This window comes from Marinobacter sp. THAF197a (genome assembly GCF_009363275.1).
GTDB lineage: Bacteria > Pseudomonadota > Gammaproteobacteria > Pseudomonadales > Oleiphilaceae > Marinobacter.
The window spans coordinates 544,836-566,177 of sequence record NZ_CP045324.1; the positions used below are offsets into that span (position 1 = coordinate 544,836).

At 58.2% G+C, this 21,342-nt stretch carries 20 protein-coding genes, 1 tRNA gene and 1 rRNA gene; 13 read left to right on the forward strand and 9 right to left on the reverse strand.

Annotated features, from left to right (window positions below):
* The first annotated feature begins 87 nt into the window (after positions 1-87).
* On the forward strand, positions 88-2,406 hold the full coding sequence (gene mrcB / locus FIV08_RS02445; protein WP_152437246.1) for a penicillin-binding protein 1B: 2,319 nt from the start codon (positions 88-90) through the stop codon (positions 2,404-2,406).
* A complete protein-coding gene (locus tag FIV08_RS02450) occupies positions 2,403-2,984 on the forward strand; it encodes a tetratricopeptide repeat protein (RefSeq protein WP_138436760.1) in 582 nt (193 codons plus the stop codon). Before mrcB ends, FIV08_RS02450 begins: the two co-directional genes overlap by 4 nt.
* Before the next feature lie 58 nt (positions 2,985-3,042).
* Here FIV08_RS02450 and FIV08_RS02455 read toward each other — a convergent pair whose 3' ends face one another.
* Positions 3,043-3,978, reverse strand: a complete 936-nt coding sequence (locus tag FIV08_RS02455; RefSeq protein ID WP_152437247.1) for a DUF4382 domain-containing protein — start codon at positions 3,976-3,978, stop codon at positions 3,043-3,045.
* A 194-nt stretch (positions 3,979-4,172) separates the two neighbouring features.
* Here FIV08_RS02455 and FIV08_RS02460 point away from each other — a divergent pair, with 194 nt between their 5' ends.
* The 4 genes from FIV08_RS02460 (at position 4,173) to FIV08_RS02475 (ending at position 7,277) form a co-directional block, all read left to right on the forward strand.
* Positions 4,173-4,760, forward strand: coding sequence for an RNA polymerase sigma factor (locus FIV08_RS02460; RefSeq protein ID WP_152437248.1), 588 nt, complete (start codon positions 4,173-4,175; stop codon positions 4,758-4,760).
* A 10-nt stretch (positions 4,761-4,770) separates the two neighbouring features.
* A complete protein-coding gene (locus tag FIV08_RS02465) occupies positions 4,771-5,475 on the forward strand; it encodes an anti-sigma factor family protein (RefSeq protein WP_152437249.1) in 705 nt (234 codons plus the stop codon).
* Positions 5,472-5,870 (forward strand): hypothetical protein, encoded by a 399-nt coding sequence (locus tag FIV08_RS02470; protein WP_228715481.1) that lies wholly within the window; start codon positions 5,472-5,474, stop codon positions 5,868-5,870. Before FIV08_RS02465 ends, FIV08_RS02470 begins: the two co-directional genes overlap by 4 nt.
* An 84-nt stretch (positions 5,871-5,954) precedes the next feature.
* Positions 5,955-7,277 (forward strand): tetratricopeptide repeat protein, encoded by a 1,323-nt coding sequence (locus FIV08_RS02475; protein WP_152437250.1) that lies wholly within the window; start codon positions 5,955-5,957, stop codon positions 7,275-7,277.
* Between the two features lie 49 nt (positions 7,278-7,326).
* Here FIV08_RS02475 and hemL read toward each other — a convergent pair whose 3' ends face one another.
* Genes hemL through FIV08_RS02500 form a run of 5 tightly spaced genes read right to left on the reverse strand, consistent with a single transcriptional unit; the run spans position 7,327 to position 12,280 of the window.
* Complete coding sequence (hemL, locus tag FIV08_RS02480) at positions 7,327-8,607, reverse strand: glutamate-1-semialdehyde 2,1-aminomutase (protein WP_152437251.1); 1,281 nt, start codon at positions 8,605-8,607, stop codon at positions 7,327-7,329.
* 12 nt (positions 8,608-8,619) lie between these two features.
* A complete protein-coding gene (thiE, locus tag FIV08_RS02485) occupies positions 8,620-9,270 on the reverse strand; it encodes a thiamine phosphate synthase (protein WP_416376914.1) in 651 nt (216 codons plus the stop codon).
* A gap of 5 nt (positions 9,271-9,275) precedes the next feature.
* A complete protein-coding gene (gene thiD / locus FIV08_RS02490; protein ID WP_228715482.1) occupies positions 9,276-10,082 on the reverse strand; it encodes a bifunctional hydroxymethylpyrimidine kinase/phosphomethylpyrimidine kinase in 807 nt (268 codons plus the stop codon).
* Positions 10,079-10,501: a protoporphyrinogen oxidase HemJ gene (gene hemJ / locus FIV08_RS02495; protein WP_061333554.1), complete on the reverse strand. Its 423-nt coding sequence runs from the start codon at positions 10,499-10,501 to the stop codon at positions 10,079-10,081. Before hemJ ends, thiD begins: the two co-directional genes overlap by 4 nt.
* 3 nt (positions 10,502-10,504) lie before the next feature.
* Positions 10,505-12,280 carry a chloride channel protein gene (locus tag FIV08_RS02500; protein ID WP_152437252.1) on the reverse strand — a complete coding sequence of 592 codons (1,776 nt, stop codon included), beginning with the start codon at positions 12,278-12,280 and terminating at the stop codon, positions 10,505-10,507.
* Between the two features lie 144 nt (positions 12,281-12,424).
* Here FIV08_RS02500 and argC point away from each other — a divergent pair, with 144 nt between their 5' ends.
* The 4 genes from argC to erpA all read left to right on the forward strand — a co-directional run bounded on the left by argC (position 12,425) and on the right by erpA (position 15,077).
* Positions 12,425-13,462 (forward strand): N-acetyl-gamma-glutamyl-phosphate reductase, encoded by a 1,038-nt coding sequence (gene argC / locus FIV08_RS02505; RefSeq protein ID WP_152437253.1) that lies wholly within the window; start codon positions 12,425-12,427, stop codon positions 13,460-13,462.
* 12 nt (positions 13,463-13,474) lie between these two features.
* Positions 13,475-14,215 carry a DUF6776 family protein gene (locus FIV08_RS02510; RefSeq protein WP_072678571.1) on the forward strand — a complete coding sequence of 247 codons (741 nt, stop codon included), beginning with the start codon at positions 13,475-13,477 and terminating at the stop codon, positions 14,213-14,215.
* A gap of 3 nt (positions 14,216-14,218) precedes the next feature.
* A complete protein-coding gene (locus tag FIV08_RS02515; RefSeq protein ID WP_152437254.1) occupies positions 14,219-14,662 on the forward strand; it encodes a bactofilin family protein in 444 nt (147 codons plus the stop codon).
* A gap of 61 nt (positions 14,663-14,723) precedes the next feature.
* A complete protein-coding gene (erpA, locus tag FIV08_RS02520) occupies positions 14,724-15,077 on the forward strand; it encodes an iron-sulfur cluster insertion protein ErpA (protein ID WP_061333558.1) in 354 nt (117 codons plus the stop codon).
* Between the two features lie 4 nt (positions 15,078-15,081).
* Here erpA and FIV08_RS02525 read toward each other — a convergent pair whose 3' ends face one another.
* Together FIV08_RS02525 and FIV08_RS02530 are read right to left on the reverse strand one after the other, a co-directional pair.
* Complete coding sequence (locus tag FIV08_RS02525) at positions 15,082-16,182, reverse strand: anhydro-N-acetylmuramic acid kinase (protein ID WP_152437255.1); 1,101 nt, start codon at positions 16,180-16,182, stop codon at positions 15,082-15,084.
* 2 nt (positions 16,183-16,184) lie between these two features.
* Entirely contained in the window at positions 16,185-17,576 is a 1,392-nt protein-coding gene (locus tag FIV08_RS02530) for an OapA family protein (protein ID WP_152437256.1), read from the reverse strand.
* A 313-nt stretch (positions 17,577-17,889) separates the two neighbouring features.
* Between FIV08_RS02530 and tyrS the strand changes: the two genes are divergently transcribed.
* Positions 17,890-19,092, forward strand: coding sequence for a tyrosine--tRNA ligase (tyrS, locus tag FIV08_RS02535; protein WP_152437257.1), 1,203 nt, complete (start codon positions 17,890-17,892; stop codon positions 19,090-19,092).
* Here tyrS and FIV08_RS19675 read toward each other — a convergent pair.
* Positions 19,079-19,420 carry a hypothetical protein gene (locus FIV08_RS19675; RefSeq protein ID WP_172972241.1) on the reverse strand — a complete coding sequence of 114 codons (342 nt, stop codon included), beginning with the start codon at positions 19,418-19,420 and terminating at the stop codon, positions 19,079-19,081. The two genes, tyrS and FIV08_RS19675, sit on opposite strands and share 14 nt — an antisense overlap.
* Positions 19,421-19,569: 149 nt before the next feature.
* Between FIV08_RS19675 and FIV08_RS02545 the strand changes: the two genes are divergently transcribed.
* Positions 19,570-21,110 (forward strand): 16S ribosomal RNA (locus FIV08_RS02545).
* Positions 21,111-21,200: 90 nt separating this feature from the next.
* A tRNA-Ile gene (locus FIV08_RS02550) sits at positions 21,201-21,277 on the forward strand.
* Positions 21,278-21,342 lie beyond the last annotated feature (65 nt).

Consider the following 21,342-nt stretch of genomic DNA (forward strand, 5'->3'; position numbering starts at 1 on the left):
CTGATTGGCCTACTATAACGGGCGGATTACAGAAATAACACACAACAGACCTGCCGAAGGGGTCGCCCGCTTCGTTATAATCCGGCCATGACCAAATCTCGTTCCCCCCGTAAAAAATCCTCTAAATCCAGACCGGTGCGCAAACGCAGCGGTTTCTGGCGTTTCCTGTTTCGTGCCGGGGCCCTGGGCCTGGTGCTTCTGGCCGGCTGGATGGTGTACCTGGACGCGGTAGTCACCTCCCGCTTTGAGGGGCGCCGTTTTGAAGTGCCGTCCCGTGTCTACGCCCGGCCACTAGAGCTCTACGATGGCGCGAGCGTGAGCGCATCAGGTCTCGCCCGTGAGCTGGAGCTGGCGGGCTACCGGGCCGGAGATGGCGTTCGCGCAGGCACCTATCAGCGTAATGGCGGGCGCTTTGTGATCAGCGCCCGTGGTTTCAGGTTCCCCGATGGTGAGGAGCCCCGGCGCCGGTTGTCGCTGCTGGTATCCGGAGACCGTATCCAGTCGTTTTCGGTCGTAGCGGGCCCGGATTCCCCGATTGTCCGGCTGGAACCTGCCCAGATTGGCGGTATCTACCCCACCCACCGGGAGGACCGGGTGCTGGTTCGGCTTGACGAGGTGCCGGAGCTGTTGCCCCTGGGCCTAATGGCGATTGAAGATCGGCAGTTCTACGAACATCACGGCGTTGCGCCTTTGTCTATCGCCCGGGCCATGCTGGCAAACATCAAGGCGGGGCAGATAGTGCAGGGTGGCAGTACCCTGACCCAGCAGCTGGTGAAGAATTTTTTCCTGACCCGAGACCAGACACTGGTGCGCAAGGGTAACGAAGCCCTGATGTCGGTTTTGCTGGAATGGCACTACGAGAAAGACGACATTCTGGAAACCTATCTGAACGAGGTCTACCTCGGCCAGGCCGGCAACCGCAGCATCAACGGCTTTGGCCTGGCCAGCCAGTTTTTCTTTGGCGAGCCCCTGAAAGACCTGGACGTTCATCAGATTGCCCTGTTGATCGGCATGGTCAAAGGCCCCAGCTACTACAACCCGCGCCGCCACCCGGAGCGGGCCAAGGCCCGGCGTGACCTGGTGCTGTCAGAAATGGCTGAGGCCGGGCTGATCAGCGCTGATGATACAGCCCGGGCCATCCGCCAGCCCCTGGGGGTGAGCGCCAGGCCGTCTTATACCGATAATCGTTATCCGGCATACATTGACCTGGTGCGCCGGCACCTGGCTCGGGATTACCGGGAAGAAGACCTGCAGAGTGAAGGCTTGCGCATATTCACCACCCTGGACCCGGCGGTTCAGGGTGCGTCAGAAAAGGCGGTTCGCGATACCCTGCCCAGGCTGGCCCGTGGCGACACCCGCGAGGCCCTGGAGGCAGCTCTGGTGGTCACCGCGAAGGACACCGGCGAGGTGTTGGCGCTGGTGGGCGGCAAAGACCCTGAGTTTGCCGGCTTCAACCGTGCCGTAGACGCCCGCCGGCCCATTGGCTCGCTGATCAAGCCGTTCACCTATCTGGCAGCCCTTGAACAGGCTGACCGGTATACCTTGATTACCCCGGTTCAGGATCGCGCGTTTACCCTGGAGTTTGACGACGGCCGGTTGTGGCAGCCCAAGAACTTTGATGGTGAGGAGCGTGGCGAAGTGCCCCTGCACCTGGCCCTGTCCCGGTCCTACAACCTCCCGGCAGTGCGGGTAGGGCTGGATGTCGGCATCCCGCGCGTGCAGGAAGTATTAAGGGCGTTTGGGGTGACCACACCGATTTCGGACTATCCCTCGCTGCTACTGGGGTCCATGTCGTTGACGCCAGCGGAAGTGGCTCAGATGTATCAGGGGTTGGCCACTTCGGGGTTCAACACACCCCTGCGGACCATTCGCGAGGTGACCGATGCCCGCAACGAGCCGTTATCGCGCTATAACCTGAAAGTCGACCGGGTTGCCGACCCCGCTGCGGTGCACCTGGTGCAGTACGCCATGCAGGAAACCATGCAGGAGGGTACCGGCCGCTCAGCTTATCGGACCCTGCCAGATCGACTGACACTGGCTGGAAAGACCGGCACAACAGACCAGGGTCGGGACTCCTGGTTCGCCGGGTTCAGTGGTGATTATCTGGCGGTGGCCTGGGTGGGGCGTGACGATAACGGCCCCACGGTATTGACCGGCGCCTCTGGCGCCTTGCCGGTGTGGTCTGCAATGATGGCGCAGTTGCCACAGCATGGCTTTTCACCGGTCATGCCGGACGGTGTCCAGTATCATTGGGTCAATGCCCGGGAGCAGGCATTGACGGGAGAGCGGTGTGAGGATGCCCGTCTGGTGCCATTTATCGCCGGCAGTGAGCCCCGGCAGCGCCTGGACTGCGAAAGGCAGTTCGGCCGGCAAATACGCAGTTGGTTTGAAGGATTGTTCCGATGAATAAAACAACGATTACCCGCGCCGGTTGCCTGGCTATGGCGCTGGGCCTTGCAGGCTGCGCCAGCGGCCCCGGCGGTGGCTCCATCTACGTACCTATGGGCGGCGATGATCGCTCGAGTGCGCCGGAACCGCCAAGAACCGCAGAGCCGCAAGAAGAGTCTGAGCCCCGGGTATGGCGCAAGAGCGAGCAGCCCGAGGTGAGTGAGCCGGAGGCGCCCGCTACCCGCTCGCCCAGTTATCGGGAGTCCGGTGACGAACTGCCGGCCGCAGCGGTCAGCCTGATCCGTGATGCCGACCAGCGCCTGGCGCAGGGGGACTCTGCCGGCGCTGTCGCCCGTCTGGAGCGGGCACAACGCATAGCGCCGCGTTCCTCAGAGGTCTATTTCAAACTGGCGGAAGCCTATGTGTCTGGTGACAATCTGGGGGCGGCAGAACAGTTCACGCTGAAAGGTCTGTCGCTGGCGGGAAACGATTCGAGAATGCAGCGTTCGGGGTGGTTGTTGCTGGCGGACATTCGCCGAGCCAGGGGTAACGTGGCCGGGGCCGATCAGGCCGAGGCTCGTGCAGGGGCGTTATAGTTAGCACTGAACAGCCAGAGCAAAGGCCGTCCATGGCCTTTGCGTCAATGCAGCGTTATCAAAGCTGCTCGGGGATGGGGTCAGCCACGGTGGTTTCGCCAGCGATAACGTCGAGGGTCTGGGTACCCTCAAACTCGATCTCGTCGCCGGTCTCGTTATCATCCAGCTGGCAGCTGTAGCTGATGGTGTAGGTGCCTTCGGTGAGGAAGGCCGCGGTCCACTCATACAGGCTGCCATCTTCCTGCTCAGTGACCGGAACCACCATCAGCGGATTGAGGCTGTCCCGTTCGACGTTCAGATCTACCGGTTCGTCAATCTCACCTTCGTAGACATAGACTGCACCTTCATAGTTCGGACTGCAGTCAAGCCGCTCCGGGTTTTCACTGCGAGCTTGCAGGATTGTGGTGTAATCCACCTCGCCAGTCAGCTCACCCACCTCCAGGTTGTTGACCAGGCGAAGTACCGGCTTGAGCATATAATCCCCGAGCGCTCGGCCCTGGGGGTTAACGATGGATTTGCGAACATCGAAGTCGATGGTGAAGCTCTGGCTGGAATCGGCCGCGACAATAAAGCTGCCTTTGAGCTTCAGGCCGCTTTGCTCACCAGATGGCACACCCAGAGTGTAACGGGCATCACCATCGGACTCTTTGGTTACCCAGGACTGCTCAGTATCGACAATCAGGCGGATTTCCTCATACTCACCGGCAGGTACTTCTTCGTCGGTAATCAGAGGCTCGGTCACGCCGCCTTGCAGGGTGAGCAGGTCAATAATCCCTACTTCGTCCAGGCTGAATTCCTGCCATGGCCCGTCAACTGGCTTCAGCCGGATGGCGTTGAACGCCACGTTCACGCTGCTCAGCTCCATTGTGGGGGCATCGGTCAGCCCCATGGATACGGTGCCTGTCTGCCCTGAAGAATCGCTGCCACTGCCACCACAAGCCGCCAAAGCGGCAGCGAGGGCGGAGACCGTGAATACTTGGGTTGAACGCTTCATAAATCCTCCGGTTCGTATCCTTTTCAGTGTGTATCCGGCGTTGTGATCGCCAGTATTGTCTCCACGCTTCCGATTCCCTGCGGGTTCCCCCTGATTTGATTAACATTTGCACATGAGTTGGTCATAATTCGCTGGTAAGGGCAGGGCTGGTATAGACTGCGCGCTTCTGTAAACCGTCATCAGGCAGTACTTTTTTGGCCATTCTTCCGTTTCGCCCATCCGCGCAAAAGCGATTTCAGCGCCTGGTGCAGCCGCACCTGACGGCGTTGCACAGCTTTGCCTATCGATTGACCGGTAGCCTTCAGGACGCCGAAGACCTGGTGCAGGATGTGGTAGTGAAACTCTATCCGCGCCTGGATGAGCTGGAATCCGTGGATCAGCTTCGGCCGTGGTTGAACCGGGTGCTGTACCGCCAGTTCATCGATTCGGTCAGAAAAAAGGGGCGCCAGGCTGACCGCCCGGTGAGCGAATTGATGGAAGCGGATAGTCAGTCTGATTGGCTCGACAGCCAGATGTCGGACGATCAGTCGCCTGAGCTGGAGCTCAACAAAGAACGGCTTGGCCCTATGCTGGACCGGGCCCTGGAGCAGATGTCGCCAGACCAGCGCACGCTGCTGTTGCTTCATGATGTGGATGGCTGGCGCCAAGAAGACGTGGCGGAAGTGTTGGGAGTGCCCATCGGCACGGTCAAATCCCGGCTGCATCGCAGTCGGGCGGCACTGAGGAAACATCTTCAGGCGGTGGTGGAACCGGATGGCGATTCCGGGCGTCTGGAACATTGAGGTGATAACTATGTCCTGTCGGCAAATCCGATCACAATTACCCGAGTATGTTCGGGGCCAGCTGCCTGCTGATGAGTCGCAAGCGGTGCTCGTGCACCTGGAAGATTGTGCTTCGTGCCAGCAGCATGAGGCGTTCGAGCGCTCGCTGATGTCCGAAATGGCCTCCCGCTGCAAGGTCCCAGAACCGTCACCGGGCTTCGAGGCTCGGGTGTTCGGCCAGCTTCCCGCATCAGGCTCCAATCGCAAGGTGCACGTGGCCTGGGGCGGTGCCGTTGCGGCGGCACTGGTGCTGGGTCTGGTGCTCGGCCAGGGAGGAGGTAAACCAGGGCTTGAGCCGGAAGTGGCGGCCACAGACGTGACCGAAGAATCGGCCGATACGTTGGAGATGGTGCCGGTGGAGCGCAAGGTACGACTGGCGTTTAATGCGGGCGAAGCTCTGGATGATGTCACCTTGACCCTGGACCTGCCGCCCCATGTTGAGCTGTCAGGCTTGCCCGGTCAGCATCGGGTCAGCTGGCAGGTGAGTCTTGTACAGGGCGACAATGTATTGGAGCTACCCTTGACGATTCTGTTTCCCGGCGCCGGCGAGTTGATTGCCGAGCTCGATGCCAATGGTCGTCAGAAAGTGTTCAGGGCGATGGTGCCCCAGTACCCGAACGATGATGGCCCGGCAGCCTCCGGCAGTCGGACAAATCAAGAGGAGCCTGCAACATGAGCGTTTGTGAATCCTGGTGGCGGGCCAGCTCTTCCCGCTGGATGCTGGTGGCCGTGCTGGTGGTTAGCGCCCCTTTGGCGCTGGCTGACGACCTTGATGTGACCATGAGAATGGTGGACGACAGCGAAGATCTCACCGGTGCCGTGACTCGGGAAATACGCCTGCCGGAGCTGCCTGGTTTGCGCCGCCACGAGCGAGGTAATAGCTCGGTGCCTGGCAGGGCAACGGCAGAGGATGCCAGAGAGCGGGGGCGGGATTTTGGCCAGTCGGTCTCTGAACGTGCCCGGGAAGTCCGGCGTGGAAATCCGGATATCGGGCGCGACAGTCTGCCGGAAACTGTAAGGGATCTTGACGAATTGAGGCCTGAGCTACCGTCACCATCGTCACGTCCCTGACCTTTTATCTGTGTTAACCTCAGGGCTCGCCCGGAACGGGGCTGCCCCGGCCGGTTCCGTTGATGTCGAGCCTGAGGTTTTCGGTTGTTCAAGACCCTTCGTTTTGTGGGCCTGTTGGCCATCTCCGCTGTCGTTGTTGCTGAGCCGGATCAATCCGCGCAGCAGGCCATGGCCACTGGCATTGAACAGTTTCAGCAGGGCGATTATCCCGCCGCACGGCAGCAGTTTGAAACGGCCAGGGAGCTGGGTCACGACAGCCCAGCCCTGACCTACAACCTGGCGGTCACCTACTACAAAACCGGTGATTACCCGGCCGCCGAAGCTCTGTTTCTCCAGCTTTTGCAGGGGTCAAATCAGGCTCTTGCCCACTACAATCTCGGTCTGGTTGCCCTGGCGGACGGCCGAACGGCCGAGGCTGAGGGCTGGTTTCAGGAGTCTGCCCGTCAGGAATCGCCAGAAACCATCCGTGAACTGGCACAGCGGCAGCTGGCCAAACTGGCCGGAGACGCCCCCTCTGACTCGTCCTCAATGAAATCGATTGCCCAAGGCTACTTGGCTACCGGGCTTGGCTACGACAGCAATGTGGCCGGCGTTCCCGACGACTCGCCGAGCGACAGAGGCAGCTTTTTCGCCGAGCTGGTGGCGGCGGGCACTCTGAGCCAGCCGGTCAGCGAGCACTGGCGGGTGGTCTGGGATGGCGTGATTTATGGTCAGGATTATACCCGCGGCCGGGCGGACGACACGTCTGTGGTTCAGGCCCGGGCGGCCGGGGTGCGCCGCTTTGACCAGTGGGAACTTGGCCTGCGTGCCGGTGCCTCACGGGCCTGGCTGGGCAATGATGAGCTGGAAACCCGTGTAGGCCTGAGCCTGTTCGGCCGTTCCGGCGTTTGCCCGTTATCCGACTGGCTGTCCGGCTGTTCATGGTCGGTGTCAGCGGATCAGGTGAATGGCGGCCCGGATTACGCCGCCTATGATGGCCAGTGGTACCAGTTTGAAGTCCGTGCGGAACAAGGCTTTGACTCGCTGCTTGTTGACGGGTTCTATCGTTGGCAGCGCAATCACCGGAGAGACTTTCAGCAAGACGAGTTTTTTGCCAGCGTATCCCCGGACCATCATGAACTGGGCGTTGAGGCGATTTATCCGGTTGGGCCGGCACTTTCGGTAGGCGCGGAGGTTGCCATGCGGCACAGTCATTACGAAGATCCACACCAATGGCTCGAACAAGATACACTGATCACCCAGCGGCGCCGGGATGTGCGGCGGGAAGTCGGGCTGATGGCAGAGTATGCAATCAGTCGGCAATGGCTGGTGCGTAACCAGTGGCTTTTCCGGGATCAGAATAGCCGGATTGACCGGTACGACTACCGTCGTCACACCTATACACTATCGCTGGAAGGGGTATTCTGAAAACCATCAGCCCTGGCCTGAGGTGGCCAGAGCTGACAAGGCGATCCTGTTACAGGGTCGCCATGACTTTCCGGGCCGCGGCCAGGGTAAACTCAATGTCGTCATCGCTGAGGGCGGCCGTGGTAAAGCCCGCTTCGAATGCCGAGGGCGCAAGGTAGATGCCTTCCTTCAGCATCCCCTGGAAGAACTTCTTGAAGCGTTCCACATCGCAGGCCATCACCTGTTCGAAGGTGGTTACCGAGGGCTCGCTGGTAAAGAAGAATCCGAACATGGCGCCAGCGGACTGCACGGTCAGCGGGATGCCGGCTTCGTCGGCGGCGGCTTTCAGTCCGTCGCGTACCTTGTTGGTTTTCTCCGTCAGTTTATCGTGGAAGCCGGGCTCAGAAATGGCGTTCAGGGTGGTTAGGCCCGCAGTCATGGCCAGGGGGTTGCCGCTCAGGGTGCCGGCCTGGTAGACCGGGCCCAGTGGAGAAATGTGCTCCATGATTTCGCGCTTGCCGCCAAAGGCACCCACCGGCAAGCCGCCACCGATCACTTTGCCCAGGGCGGTCAGGTCCGGCTTAACGCCGTAGAAGCCTTGGGCGCCGCCGAGTGACACCCGGAAGCCGGTCATCACTTCATCAAAAATCAGCACGGTTCCGTGTTCATCGCAGACTTCCCGCAACCCTTCCAGGAACCCGGGTACCGGCGGAATGCAGTTCATGTTGCCGGCAACAGGCTCGACAATGATTGCCGCCACCTGGTTGCCAATGTCCTTGAAGGTTTCCCTCACCTGGTCGATGTCGTTGTAGTCTAGGGTGATGGTGTGTTCGGCCAGGCTGGCGGGAATGCCCGGGGAATTGGGTACACCCAGGGTGAGCGCGCCGGAGCCAGCTTTCACCAGCAGCGAGTCCACGTGGCCGTGGTAGCAACCTTCAAATTTCACAATCTTGTCCCGGCCGGTGTAGCCACGAGCCAGGCGAATGGCGCTCATGGTGGCTTCGGTTCCGGAGTTAACCATGCGCACCAGTTCAATGGAGGGCACCAGCTCACACACTTTCTTCGCCATCTCGGTTTCGATGGCGGTAGGGGCGCCATAGCCCACACCCAGATCCACCTGGGCGTGCAGGGCCGCTTTAATGCGCGGGTCTGAGTGGCCAAGGATCATCGGGCCCCAGGAGCCGATAAAGTCAATGTATCGGCGGTCATCTTCGTCATACAGATAAGCGCCTTCGGCATGCTTGAAGAAAACCGGAGTACCGCCAACACCGCGGAAGGCCCGCACCGGTGAATTTACGCCGCCCGGAATGTATTTCTGGGCCTGTTCGAATAGCGTTTCAGAGTGAGTCACGGATAGCTCCTGTCAGTTTGAAGATGAGAAAAGAGGGTGATGCCTGGCCACCAGCCGGGTAAAGGTTTCCGCTCTGTGCCTGATGTCCTCCGGAGTGCCACCAAACAGACCGCCCACTACCGCAATCAGGTCTGCGCCGGCACAGATCAGGGCTTCGGCGTTGTCGGTGGTGATGCCGCCAATCGCGGTAATCGGAAGCGCCAGCGCTCTGGCTTCCGTCAATACACTCGTTTCTGCAGGTGGTGCACCGGGTTTGGTGGCCGAGTTGTAGAACCGGCCAAACGCCAGGTAGTCGGCCCCTGCCGCCTTGGCGTTGCGGGCAAGGTCCAGCCGATGGTGGCAGGTAATGCCAATGATGGCCTCTGACCCCAGAACACGCCGGGCGTCGGCCAGGGTGCAATCGTCCTGGCCCAGGTGCACACCCGCAGCGCCCACCCGCAGGGCCAGTTCCGGGTCATCGTTAATCAGCAGGGGCACGCCGGCCTGGCGGCACAGGGCGTTCAGCTCCGTTGCCTGGCGCAATCGCTCGGCACTGGTGCCTGCCTTGTCGCGGTACTGTACCAGTGTCGCTCCGCCCTGCAATGCCGCTTCCACGGCGGCAATCAGCTGATCTGCCGGGGTCAGTACGTTATCGGTAATGGCATACAGGCCTGGTTTAAGCATCCGGTTCAGCGTTCCCACAGAATGCCCCGGTCGGGAACCCGTTGGCCTTTGCCCACGTTCAGCGCGTGCAGCAGGGCACGGTGAACGTAGTTCTGCGCCTGGGAGATCGATGCCCTGGCCGACAACCCACTGGCGCGCCCGGCCGCAATGGCGGCGGCCAGCGTACAACCGGTGCCGTGGAACTCATTGGCACCGACCCTTTCCACTTCCCAGTGCATGGGTTCCGGGGCGTGGTTGTACAGGGTATTGACGATATGGATGCCCGTGCCATGGCCACCGGTGGCCAGTACCGATTGGCAGCCGGCGTCAATCAGGTTTCTGGCGGCCTGGTCAGGATCATCACTGCCACCCAATTGGGCCAGTTCAACGCCATTGGGGGTGATCATTTCCGCCCTGGGGAACAGCCGGGTTTTCATCGCCTGAACCAGCGCTTCATCGGCAAGATCGCCGCCGCCGGCGGCCTTGATGACCGGGTCGACAATCAGCGGCAACTCCGGCTGGCTGTCAAGAAACTCCACCAGCACATCGACCACATCGGCATTGCCCAGGGCGCCGGTCTTGATGGCATGGATGGGCACATCTGCTGCCAGGCACTGCAGTTGTTGCCGGATCAGCTCGGCGTTGACAGGCTCGGCGCCATAGACGTTGTTGGTGTCCTGCACGGTCAGGCAGGTCAGCACTGGCAGGGGGTGCCCGCCAAGGGAAGTAATCGCCTGGATATCGGCCTGAATGCCGGCACCACCGGAGGGGTCCAGCCCAGACAGCACCAGAACATGGGGGCGGGTGTAGCTATTAATGGTTGCTCTCCTCAAAAGGGTTTTACAACAGCCAGAATGACCACCGCTAACAGAATGAATACCGGAACCTCGTTAAACCAGCGATAGAACACGTGGCTGCGGGTATTCTTGTCATCCCGGAAGACTTTCACCAAGTGGCCGCAATAGAAATGGTAGACGACCAGCAGCGCGACCAGAGCCAGTTTGGCGTGCATCCAGCCCATGCTGAAATAACCGGACACATTGTAACTGAGTAACCAGATTCCAAAGACCACCGTGGCGATCATCGAGGGTGTTGTTATGCCCCGGTACAGCTTGCGCTCCATGATCTTGAAGCGTTCGCGGCCCGGCTGGTCCTCACAGGCTGCATGGTACACGAACAGTCTGGGCAGATAGAAAATGCCGGCAAACCAGCACACCAGAGAAATGATATGAAACGCCTTGACCCACAACATCCATCAACTCCGTCGGTATTGGTAATAGCTTTCGATATCTGATTGAAGCACGACACCATAAACCCGCTGAATCATCGGGGCTACATGGCGTTGTACGTACAGTGCCTCAGCCTGGGTCGAGTCGAATTCGTTCAGGGCCTCTTCCAGGGTGGCTTGATATTGCACTGGCGCCACATCCCGCCGGTTGGCCGGGATTTCCATCAGGTCGACGGTGTCCGGAGGGTCGATGCCCTCTTCGGCAACCTGTTTTTCGGTGTCTTCCAGGTAGCGGGCAAGATCCACTGCCGGTAGCAGCGCGGTTGGCCCGTTGCTGCCCTCAACCAGCAACCATTTGGGTTCCGACTTCAGTGCCTTGCGGGCCTCATCCGGGGTTAGCTCCCGATCCGTGCGCAAAATGCTCCGGTCCATGATCGCGCCCACCGACACTCGCCTTAACGCCTGGATCACTGGTGAATTCTGGTAACTCAGGCCCTGGTTTTTCAGAATGGTCAGGAACAGGGATTTTTTGCCGAAAGCTTCACTGGTCACCAGGCTGGCGGTGGTGATGATCAGCATGCCAGGCAGAATGATGTTCGGGTTTCGAGTCAGTTCCATCAAGGCCATCAGTGCGGCCAGCGGTGCCTGTAGCACCGCCCCCATCATCGCCCCCATGCCCAGCATGGCGTAAAAGCCCACCGACGATGCCAGCTCGGGGAAGATCTGGGCGCCGATCAGCCCCATCGCTCCGCCAAGGGTCGCCCCCATGAAAATGGTCGGGCCGATCACGCCACTTGGCATGCCAAGCCCGATAGACAACCCGGTAATCACCAGTTTTGCCACGCCCACGCCAAGCAGCAGCCAGAACCCCAATTCGCCGTGAATGGTTTCGCTGACCGTGTCGTAACCAATACCCATGGTTTCCGGAACCAGGATCGCAAACGGCACCATCAGCAGGCCAGCCACCGTGATACGGAGCAGTACCGGCCGGTGGTGATGGCGCCCCATGTTGTCCACCAGATGGATAAAAGCCGCGGCGGTAATTCCGATGATCACGGCAATCGCGAGGATCCATGGAATTTCCAGCAGAGAGTTCATCGTCAGCGCGGGCACGCTGAAGGCTGGTTCCGAGCCGTAGACGATCTGGGTAATGATGGCGGCACTGACCGCCGCCAGAATAATCGGCGTGAAGCCGGCAATGGTGTACTCCATCATCACCACTTCCATGGCGAAGATCACGCCGGCAATCGGCGTGTTGAAAGACGCCGAGATAGCGGCTGCACAGCCGCAGGCCACCAGTGTTCGTATGCTGTTGTTGGGCAGTCTCAGCCATTGCCCGAACAGGCTTGAAAACGCCGCGCCCAGGTGCACCGCAGGGCCCTCCCGGCCAGCCGACTGGCCGGATACTACGGTGGTAACCCCGGCAACAAACTGAACCATGGCGCTTTTGAACGATATGTAGCCCTGATGGTAGTTCAGGCGCTCCATAATGTGGACGATGCCCACCTTGCGATCGTGAATGGACAGTTTGTGCAACAGAATGCCCAGACCAACGGCACCGGCCAGAGGCAGCAGCCCCCTGGTCAGGATGTCCAGTTGCTCGAAGTTCTCTGAGCCCGCTCCGGGCAGGAAATGTTCCAGCGGCCATTCAATGGCGAGCCGGAACAACAGAATCACCGCGCCCGTGACAATTCCGGACAACAGCCCAAGCACAGCCAGTTGTGGCAGTGCATCGACCCCCGACAGTTTCCTCCGGAAAACGGGGATCAGGTTCTCGGTGATCTGTTGCCTGATGTTACGCATGAGCGCCGGGTTCCGGGTCGATGGGCGGGTCCTTCAGAAGGATTCTGACAACATTGTAACCATGGGTCTGCAGGCTGCAATAAGTCCTTGGATTATCATGGTAGACTACCCGGGAATTCTGACCAGACCACGTTGGAGATGAGTGTGATTAAAATAGGCATCGTTGGGGGAACCGGGTACACCGGTGTTGAGCTATTGCGGATTCTTGCCGTTCATCCGGACGCAGAGGTGAAATGCATCACTTCGCGCTCCGAGGCTGGTATGCCGGTAGCTGACATGTACCCCAATCTGCGAGGGCATTTTGACCTGGCCTTCTCGGAGCCTGATTCGGCGGTGCTGGCACAGTGCGACCTGGTGTTCTTTGCCACACCCCATGGGGTTGCCATGCGCATGGTTCCGGAGCTAATGGCCGCCGGCGTTCGTGTGGTAGACCTGTCTGCGGATTTCCGCCTGAAAGACCTGGATGTCTGGGCCAAGTGGTACGGCATGCCCCATGAAACCCCGGAGTGGGCACAAAAAGCGGTTTATGGTCTGCCTGAGGTGGCACGTGACGCGATTCGCCAGGCCCAGTTGGTCGCCAATCCTGGTTGTTATCCCACGGCGGTGCAGCTTGGCTTCCTGCCTTTGCTCGAACAGGGGCTGGTTGATCCCACCCGGCTGATTGCCGATGCCAAATCTGGTGCCAGCGGTGCCGGTCGCCAGGGTAACATCGGCATGCTACATGGTGAGATCGGTGAAAGCTTCAAGGCCTACGGTGCCTCCGGGCATCGGCACCTGCCGGAAATCCGCCAGGGCCTGAGTCTGGCAGCTACCGGGCCGGTGGGCGTAACCTTCGTGCCGCACCTGGTACCGATGATTCGGGGTATCGAAGCCACCTTGTACGCGGAGCTGTCCGAGCCGGCGGATTTTGATCGGCTCCAGGCCCTCTACGAAGAGCGCTACAGGGCGGAGCCATTTGTGGATGTCATGCCTTTTGGCAGTCACCCGGAAACCCGAAGTGTTCGCGGCGGCAACCAGTGCCGGATGGCATTGCATCGCCAGGAACAGAGCAATGTGGTGATTGTCTCCTCGGTCATCGACAACCTGGTCAAAGGCGCTGCCGGGCAGGCAGTGCAGAACATGAATATCATGTTTGGTCTTGACGAAACCCAGGGCCTGAAGGCTCCGGCACTTCTTCCTTGAGGGCAATACAAGGTGAGTGATACCCGCAAACCGAACGATGAGTATGTGGTGATCCGCCACCGGCCGGGCTACCGCCTGCGCCGGACGATGATCCTGCTGGCTTTTACCGTGGTTGCCGCCATTGCAGGTTACGCTGCTGGAATGGCGCAGGGCGGGTTCCGGTTTTCATCTGCTGAAGCCTCGAACGAGCAGCTGGCACAGGAGTTGCGCAGTCTGCGGGATCAATTCCGCACCGCGCGGCAGAATCTGGTGAATCTAGAGCGCGGGCGGGCGATCGACGAACAGGCACTGCGAGAAGCCAGGAACACCATCGTTGGGCTCGAAACCCGAATATCGGAGTTGGAGGCAGACCTGACGTTCTATCGGAATATCATGGCGCCCTCAGAAACCAGTAAAGGGCTGCAGGTTGACAGCTTTACGTTGGCGTCCGCCCGTGGTGATAACACCTATCGGTTCAAGATGGTGCTAACTCAGGTTGGCAATAACAACAGTTTCATCGCCGGGCAGGTGGCCGTGAATATCATAGGCCGGTTGGGCGGTGAGAAAGAAGTGATTGCCTTGCGCGATCTGTCCGATGACATCGAGGATCTGGGGGTCAGGTTCCGGTTTCGGTACTTCCAGGATGTAGAGGGTACCTTGAGCCTTCCCCAAGGCTTTGAGCCCTACGAAATCCAGGTGGTTGCGCAGGCGCAGGGGCGGAATGCCTCACAGGCAGAACGAACATTTGATTGGGCACAGTTAACTGGGAGCTGATACATGCTGGGCAAGAAAAAACAGAAACCGCGCCGTTCCGTTGGCCATTTCGATACCTTGATTTCATCCAGAACAACCATTGAGGGCGATGTACGCTTTTCCGGCGGCTTGCACGTGGATGGCAAGATCAAAGGTCGGGTGCTGGCGGAAGAGGGCAGTGACGCTGTGGTCCGGCTGTCGGAGGTGGGGGAAATCACCGGCGATATCACTGCGCCACACATTATTATCAATGGCAAGGTGAACGGTGACGTGCGCGCCACCAGCCACCTTGAACTGGCAGAGAACGCTGCCATTAACGGTAACGTATACTATCGTCTTATCGAGATGGCCATGGGGGCATCCGTGAACGGTAATCTGGTTCGTCAGGATGAAACCAGCGGCCTGCTGACTCACAATAAAGAGTCTGTGCTGAGCGCGGAGTCAGAGGGTGAGGGTAAATCCGAATAGTTGACTGTTTTAGTCGGGAATACCATAATCCTCTGACCGCTTTATCTCCCGGAGGCATACCTTGAGTGTAGTTCAACAGCAAATAGCCACACCGTTGTTCTTCAGCGACAGCGCTGTTGCCAAGGTTCGCGAGTTGATCGAGGAAGAGGAGAATCCTGATCTCAAACTGCGGGTGTTCGTAACAGGTGGCGGTTGTTCGGGGTTCCAGTACGGGTTTTCGTTCGACGAGAATCAGGAAGACGACGATACCGTCATAGAGCGGGATGGAGTGAAGTTGTTGGTTGATTCCATGAGCTACCAATACCTTGTAGGCGCCACCATTGATTATCAGGAAGGCCTTCAGGGTTCACAATTTGTGGTTCAGAATCCAAACGCCAGTTCCACCTGCGGTTGCGGCAGTTCGTTTTCCATCTGATGCCTCAAGCCGGGTAAATCGCGCCCAGCACCCGCGGGCCTCTGGCGCCGGTCACCTCGGGAAGGTTTCCGGGCTGGCCTTCGAGGGTTTGCCTGGCCAGCCAGGCAAATGCCACCGGCTCTACCCATTGCGGGTCCAACCCCAGATCAGCCGTTGTGGTCAGTGCTACCGACCCCAGTCCGACTCTGAGTTCATTCATCATTAACCGGTTGAACGTTCCGCCGCCGCAGGCGTAAACCGTCATGTTGGCGGACTCCTGTGGCAACTGCTTCAGAACGGTAATCACCGTCAGTTGTAACAGGGTCCGTTGAACGTCCTCTGCAGCCAGATCGGGGAACCGCTGCAGGTGGGTTCTGATCCAGTCAAGGTTGAAGCGCTCCTTGCCGGTGCTTTTCGGAGCTGGCTTGCTGAAATAGGCATCGGAAAGCATGCTGCTCAACAGCTCCGAATGCACAGCGCCCTCGCTTGCCAGGTGTCCGGATTCATCATAGTGACGCCCGGTCTGGTCCAGGCACCAGGCATCAAGCAAGGCATTTGCCGGGCCGGTATCAAAGCCTATCACCGGTTTGCGGCCAGCGGCTGGAAGCCAGGTGATATTGGCAATTCCTCCAAGATTCAGTATGCAGCGATCCTGCTCGTCCGAGGCAAACAGCCATTGATGGAAGGCCGGAACCAGTGGGGCGCCCTGACCACCAGCGGCCAGGTCTCTGCTGCGAAAATCCGAGACCGTGGTCAGTCCGGTGCTTTCCGCAATACAGGCGGCATTGCCAATCTGAAGTGAGAAGGGGGCAGGGCCGGCAGGTTGGTGGCGTACTGTTTGCCCGTGACTGCCAATGCCTCGAATATCCCGGATTTCCAGGCCGGAGCGCCGGATCAGTTCCTTTGCGGTATGACCAAAGTGGTGGCCCACCAGTGTGTCCAATTCACCGAGTTCGTCAGTGTCTGACTGGTTTCGGGTGGCCAGCAGGAGCCTTTGTCTGAGTGGTTCAGGGTAGGGTAGCGAAAGCGTGGAATGAATATCCAGATGCCGGCCAGTGAAAGACACCAGCACCGCGTCCACTGCGTCCATGCTGGTGCCTGACATCAGGCCGAGCCAGTAGGTCATAATCAGTTGTCCGATGCCAGAGCCAGTTGGCGGCCACTCTCGCGGAAACCATTGAACTGCGCCAGCCGTTGCTCGGTGAATTGGCGAAATCTTGCCATTTCAGCGCTTGGTACGGGCTTGGCGTCGGGCAGTTTCACGGTACGGGAGTTCTTGGCAACGCCATTCACCCGGAACTCGTAATGCAGATGAGGGCCGGTCACCATTCCGGATGAGCCAACATAGCCAATGGTGTCTCCCTGTTTTACCCGGGTGCCATTCTTGATGCCTTTACCCAGTCGACTCATATGAGCATACAGGGTGGTGATATTGTCGCCATGCTGCAAAACCACGGTGCGGCCATAGCCGCCTTTCCAGCCGGCAAACTGCACTCGCCCACTGCCGGCTGCCTTGATCGGTGTGCCCGGGGGCGCGGCATAGTCGGTTCCCTCGTGGGGTCTGACCACGTCCAGTACCGGGTGTCGGCGTTGCAGGTTGAAGGGCGATGACACGCGGGCGTTGATTGGAACTCTCAGAAACGCCTTACGCATACTTTTGCCTTCCGGCGTGTAATAGTCACTCTCGCCGTTGTTGTCTGTGTACAGCAGGGCCACATTCTCAGTACCGCGGTTGATGAAGCGTGCGGAAAGAATTCGACCGGTATCAAATTTTTTACCGTCGATGTACAGCTCTTCGTACACAACTTCAAAGCTGTCACCCTTGCGGACGTCGTAGACAAAGTCGATGTCCCAGCCAAATATTCCGGCCAGTTCCATGGTGAGCCGGTCATTCAGGCCTGCGTCCCTGGCGGCAAGATAGAGGGAGCCGTCAATGACGCCGGCGGCAAATGCCGGGCGCGGCTCCGGTTTGCGAACTTCTGTGTTGCCAAGGAAGCCGTTGTCGGCCTTTGAGATCTTGAGAGTTTCCAGGCGGCTGCGTTGCAGCTCTACGGCCACAAGCTGCCCCTCGCTGTCGACACCGAAGCGAATGTCTTCCCCGGCGTATAGGCGCTGAAGCTTGCCTGCTTCGCCCTCACCGTGAATCACCGACAGCATGATGCCATCGTTGAAACCTGCTTTGCGAAACAGCGAAGACAGTGTGTCGCCGGACTTTACACGAAACTCCTGCCAGTCGACCTTCGGGGTATCGGGTTTCGCTGTGCGCCCAGTCTGAGCGATTGGTTCTCCGGCACTTTGCGCTTTGTCCTCTGAGGGCTGAGTGCCGCTGGCTTCCTGTGTCTGGGCGGGCCTGGTGTCTTTCGATGCCGCGCCAGACACCAGGCCCTCTTCGAGGTCAATGGTGTAGGACATGCGCTTGGCTTCGACGTCAGCGCTGGGGCTCATCAGCACAGCCGCAGAGACAACAATCGTCACTGCTGCTGCCAGAGTAATATGTGTTTTGGGGAATGTTTTAAGCACGTGGCTCACCCGTTTTCATCGGTATTCCAGCAAGTTGTACTAGCTAATTAAAGCGCTAGATCAAGTAAAGTCAAACAGATTACCGCATCTGACATTATCAGGACAGTGTCGAACATTACGGTTGAGCGGGTGTCTGGTCGTACAAAACTGCCTGCCGCTGGTATAATGCCGGTCCTTTTATTGCTCGGTTTGGTTGAAAACTGAGCAGTCACACTTTAGCAAGGGTGTCGGTTAAACACAGATTTGTTTTGTTGAGGTCTGTAACTGCCGCCGGCAAACCCTGGCACCAAGTCAAACTGGGGACGAAAGGTTCATGGCAACAATTGAGGAAGCGTTGGCCGTTATCAAGCGCGGTATTGAAGAGCTGATTCCCGAAGAGGATTTGATTGCAAAGCTTAAAGAAGATCGGCCGCTGAGGATCAAGGCGGGTTTCGATCCGACCGCACCTGATTTGCACCTCGGCCACACCGTGCTAATCAACAAGCTCCGCCAGTTCCAGGATCTTGGCCATGAAATCATCTTCCTTATTGGTGACTTCACGGGAATGATTGGCGATCCAACCGGAAAAAGCGCAACACGTCCTCCTTTAACAGAAGAGCAGGTGCGCAAGAACGCTATTACCTATAAAGAGCAGGTGTTCAAGATTCTGGACCCGGAGAAAACCCGGGTTGTATTCAATTCCGAATGGATGAGCCAGATGAATGCCGCGAGCATGATCCAGCTCGCGGGTCAGTATACGGTTGCACGGATGCTCGAGCGTGATGATTTCACCAAACGTTATAAAGCTGAGCAGCCGATTGCCATTCACGAGTTCCTGTATCCGCTGATTCAGGGCTACGACTCCGTAGCGCTTGAAGCTGATGTGGAGCTTGGTGGTACTGACCAGAAGTTTAATTTGCTGATGGGGCGGATTCTGCAGAAGCATTATGGTCAGGCGCCCCAGGCCATTATTACCGTTCCGATTCTTGAGGGTCTGGATGGTGTGCAGAAAATGTCCAAGTCGTTGGGCAACTATGTTGGGGTCAGTGATTCACCGGGAGAGATGTACACCAAGCTGTTGTCGATGCCGGATGAGTTGCTGTGGCGTTACTTCGAATTGCTGAGCTTCCGGCCGATGGCGGAAGTGGAACAGTTCCGCGCTGAGGTGGAAGCTGGTGCCAACCCGCAGGACTATAAAAAAATACTGGCTGAAGAGCTGATTACTCGCTTCCATGATGAAGAGGCTGCGAAAACCGCTCACAAGTCTGCCGGCAACCGGGTTGCGCTCGGGGAGATTCCGGAAAACGTACCATTGGTAGAAGTCTCTCTCGAAGGGCAGGATGAAATGCCGATGGCAGCCGTCCTTCGCCTGGCTGGGCTGGTAAAGAATGGCGCTGCTGCCAGAGATGTACTTGGTCGTGGTGCTGTCTATATAGATGGCAAACAGTTTGAAGGTGATCGCAGGTTTGTCAAAGGTGATGATTGCGTTGTCCAGGCGGGTAAGAAGAAGATTGCCCGGGTGGTCATTGTCGAGTGAAGTAAGGCTGGTTGCGGCCAATTTGAAAAAATTTCAGATTGGCCGTTGACTCCTCAGCAGAGGTCTGTAGAATGCGCATCTCGCTTGAGGGGCTGGCCACTGAGAAGGGGTAAAGCCTCAGCGATAACTGCTTGAAAGCACTGAAGAAAAAGTTTGAAAGATTCTTCAGGAAGCGGTTGACAGGAAGGCGGTTCAGTGTAGAATGCGCACCTCGAAACAGGCAGTAAGCCGGACAGTTTTTCGGCGGTTTTCGGAAGCGGAAACGGCGAAAAATAAACGGTTGACAGGGCAGCGGAACGATGTAGAATACGCGGCCTTGATTGAGCAACAGCTCAAACGCTCTTTAAAAAGTTAACCAAGTAATTCGTGTGGGCGCTGGCCGAGGTATTTCGGATACGAAATATCAGGACAGTGACTCGTCGAAATTGAGTTTTGTCTTGAGCAAGAATTAAGAACTTTCGGGTTCTTGTATGATTTAAACTGAAGAGTTTGATCATGGCTCAGATTGAACGCTGGCGGCAGGCTTAACACATGCAAGTCGAGCGGTAACAGGGGGTGCTTGCACCCCGCTGACGAGCGGCGGACGGGTGAGTAATGCTTAGGAATCTGCCCAGTAGTGGGGGATAGCCCGGGGAAACCCGGATTAATACCGCATACGTCCTACGGGAGAAAGCAGGGGATCTTCGGACCTTGCGCTATTGGATGAGCCTAAGTCGGATTAGCTAGTTGGTGGGGTAAAGGCCTACCAAGGCGACGATCCGTAGCTGGTCTGAGAGGATGATCAGCCACATCGGGACTGAGACACGGCCCGAACTCCTACGGGAGGCAGCAGTGGGGAATATTGGACAATGGGGGCAACCCTGATCCAGCCATGCCGCGTGTGTGAAGAAGGCTTTCGGGTTGTAAAGCACTTTCAGCGAGGAGGAAGGCCTTAAAGTTAATACCTTTGAGGATTGACGTTACTCGCAGAAGAAGCACCGGCTAACTCCGTGCCAGCAGCCGCGGTAATACGGAGGGTGCAAGCGTTAATCGGAATTACTGGGCGTAAAGCGCGCGTAGGTGGTTAGGTAAGCGAGATGTGAAAGCCCCGGGCTTAACCTGGGAACGGCATTTCGAACTGTCTGACTAGAGTGTGGTAGAGGGTAGTGGAATTTCCTGTGTAGCGGTGAAATGCGTAGATATAGGAAGGAACACCAGTGGCGAAGGCGGCTACCTGGACCAACACTGACACTGAGGTGCGAAAGCGTGGGGAGCAAACAGGATTAGATACCCTGGTAGTCCACGCCGTAAACGATGTCAACTAGCCGTTGGGACTCTTGAAGTCTTAGTGGCGCAGCTAACGCACTAAGTTGACCGCCTGGGGAGTACGGCCGCAAGGTTAAAACTCAAATGAATTGACGGGGGCCCGCACAAGCGGTGGAGCATGTGGTTTAATTCGACGCAACGCGAAGAACCTTACCTGGCCTTGACATCCAGAGAACTTTCCAGAGATGGATTGGTGCCTTCGGGAACTCTGAGACAGGTGCTGCATGGCCGTCGTCAGCTCGTGTCGTGAGATGTTGGGTTAAGTCCCGTAACGAGCGCAACCCCTATCCCTGGTTGCTAGCAGGTAATGCTGAGAACTCCAGGGAGACTGCCGGTGACAAACCGGAGGAAGGTGGGGATGACGTCAGGTCATCATGGCCCTTACGGCCAGGGCTACACACGTGCTACAATGGCGCGTACAGAGGGCTGCCAACTCGCGAGAGTGCGCCAATCCCTTAAAACGCGTCGTAGTCCGGATCGGAGTCTGCAACTCGACTCCGTGAAGTCGGAATCGCTAGTAATCGCGAATCAGAATGTCGCGGTGAATACGTTCCCGGGCCTTGTACACACCGCCCGTCACACCATGGGAGTGGATTGCACCAGAAGTAGTTAGTCTAACCTTCGGGAGGACGATTACCACGGTGTGGTTCATGACTGGGGTGAAGTCGTAACAAGGTAGCCGTAGGGGAACCTGCGGCTGGATCACCTCCTTAAACGAAGCCGAGAGCTTCGGTCAGAGTCCACACGAATTACTTGGTTGGCTAATAAAGAGAGCAAAAGGGGCTTTGCAGTCCCGTATGTTTGGGTCTGTAGCTCAGGTGGTTAGAGCGCACCCCTGATAAGGGTGAGGTCGGTGGTTCAAGTCCACCCAGACCCACCAAAATCGCTCAGCTCGTCGTTGCTTCCAGGCTCACGTGCTACTCGCACGCTACACCTGAAAGCGCC